Origin of the sequence: Sphingomonas sp. 2R-10 (assembly GCF_030062225.1) — a bacterium.
Taxonomy (GTDB): domain Bacteria; phylum Pseudomonadota; class Alphaproteobacteria; order Sphingomonadales; family Sphingomonadaceae; genus Sphingomonas.
In genome coordinates this window covers 1-2,132 of record NZ_JASCXF010000083.1, presented here as the reverse complement: position 1 = coordinate 2,132, position 2,132 = coordinate 1, and the positions used below count along the sequence as shown (strand labels likewise).

The window sequence follows — 2,132 nt, the reverse complement described above, 5'->3', positions numbered from 1 at the left end:
CCGCTGCGGGGGGCGGGGTGGCGGGCACTTCCGGAGCTTCCGGTGCCTCCATCGCCGCATCCGGGCGAGCGGTTGGAGCGGGCGCTGCTGCCTCGGGCTCGGATGCCGACGGTGCAGGCACCGGGCGGGCGCGCTCGGCACGGGGCGGTGGCGTGACGCCGGCACGGTCCGTTGCAATCGGCGGCGCCTGTCGCGTCAACGGCGTCTCGACCTTGCCCGACCGCCACACCGGCAGGCCGATGACCACGACCAGCGCAGTTGCGGCGACCACGCCGATCTGCGGCTGGAGCCGTGTCCAGCGCCGTCGCGGCGGGGGCCGGCGGGCAGGTGCCGCTTCGCCCCTGAAGCGGGCGACGGCGGCATCGATCGCCGTCTCGCGCCGGTCGGGACGGGGCGGCGGGGCATCGGGCAATTGCCGGCCAAGGTCGCGATCGTCGGGCATCGGGTCCTTATACCTGCAACGGGCGGCGGGTCGACCGGTGCCGGCCGACCCGCCGCGATGCTCATCGTTCGAGGGGGGGGAGGCCGGGCGCGGTCTTTGCGGCGCGGACCAGCTGGACCAGTTCCGACCGATACCCGTACGGATCGTCGCCGCGCGCCGCGTTCACGATCGCCAGTACCCGGTCGTAATCGATCGACCCGCTATATTTCCCCCCGCGCAGCAGATCGGCGAACGCCGCGACGCCGGTGGCGAAGCGGGCATCGCGCGGCGCGTCGGCAAACCGCGCGACCTCGCGCGCCCGGTCGATAGGGGTCGACAGCAACTGGCTCCCCTCCGACTTCGGCAGCTTGTAGCGGATCTTGACGAAGCCGTACTCGCCCGCCCCCGGCGTCGCCGCCTTCGCCGGGGCGTAGCGTAGCGGGCTCGCCGTGCCCGGTGTGCCGACCGGCACGATCTCGTACAGCGCGGTCACCGACTGGCCCGACCCGACATCGCCGGCATCGACTCGGTCATTGTCGAAATCCTCGCGTGCCAGCATCCGCGTCTCATAACCGATCAGCCGATATTCGGCGACGGTCGCGGGGTTGAACTCGACCTGGATCTTCACATCCTTCGCGATCGGGATCAGCGTGGCGGACGCTTCCTCGACCAGCGTCTTGCGCGCCTCGCCGATCGTGTCGATGTACGCGGCGGCACCGTTGCCGTTCTGCGCCAGCACCTGCATCAGCGCGTCGTTGAAGTTCCCCATCCCAAACCCCAACACCGACAACAACACCCCCTTTCCGCGCTCGCGCTCGACGAAGCCCTTCAACTCGTCGGGATTGGTGATGCCGACGTTGAAGTCGCCATCGGTCGCCAGCATCACCCGGTTGACCCCGCGCGGATCGAAATTTGCCGTGGCCAGAGCATAGGCCTGGCGGATGCCCTCTGCACCCGCCGTGCTACCCCCGGCCGACAACCGGTCGAGCGCGGCGAGGATGCGGGCCTTGTCGCTGGCCGGCGTCGGCTCCAGCACCGTGCCCGCCGACCCGGCATAGGCGACGATCGCCACCCGGTCGCGCGCATCGAGTTGCTCGACCAGCATCGCCAGCGACTGCTTCAACAGGGGCAGCCTGTTCGGTGCTTGCATCGACCCCGACGTGTCGATCAGGAAGACGAGGTTGGCGCGTGGGCGTTCAGTGGGGCGGACGGCATAGCCCTTGATGCCGATCCGGACGATCTTGCGTCCCGCCGTCCACGGGCTGGGAAACACCGCGATGTTCGGGTTGAACGGCCGGGCCGCCGATGTCGGCGCGGCGTAATCATACGGGAAATAGTTGATCATCTCCTCGGCACGCACCGCTGCCGGCTGCGGCAGGACGTTGCGGTTCAGCGAGGCACGGACGAAGCCGTAGGATGCGGTATCCACGTCGATCGAGAAGGTCGAAACCGGTTCCTGCCGCACCTGCCGGAACGGATTCTGGGCCGGCGCGACGAACCGGTCGCGACCCACCGCGGGCGGCAGCGGGAAGGACGGGAAGCCCGGCCGGGCGAGCCGCGCGCCGGTTACCACCATCTCCCCCGAATGCGCGTAAATGGGCGGGGGCGTGGTTACCGATTGAACGACGACCGGCGGCGCGAACGCGGACGATCCGGGCAACGGTGCGGGTGTCGTCACTATGTCCGCGCCAGGCGGGGGAGGGGGCGGTGG

1 protein-coding gene and 1 pseudogene are annotated in these 2,132 nt (G+C 70.1%); both read right to left on the bottom strand.

Features of this window, described 5'->3' with window-relative positions; genetic code table 11:
* A pseudogene (locus QLH51_RS19785) lies at window positions 1-442 on the bottom strand (tetratricopeptide repeat protein); the annotation flags it as partial.
* 61 nt (window positions 443-503) lie between these two features.
* Window positions 504-1,997: a vWA domain-containing protein gene (locus QLH51_RS19780; protein ID WP_125662765.1), complete on the bottom strand. Its 1,494-nt coding sequence runs from the start codon at window positions 1,995-1,997 to the stop codon at window positions 504-506.
* Between the last annotated feature and the right edge of the window lie 135 nt (window positions 1,998-2,132).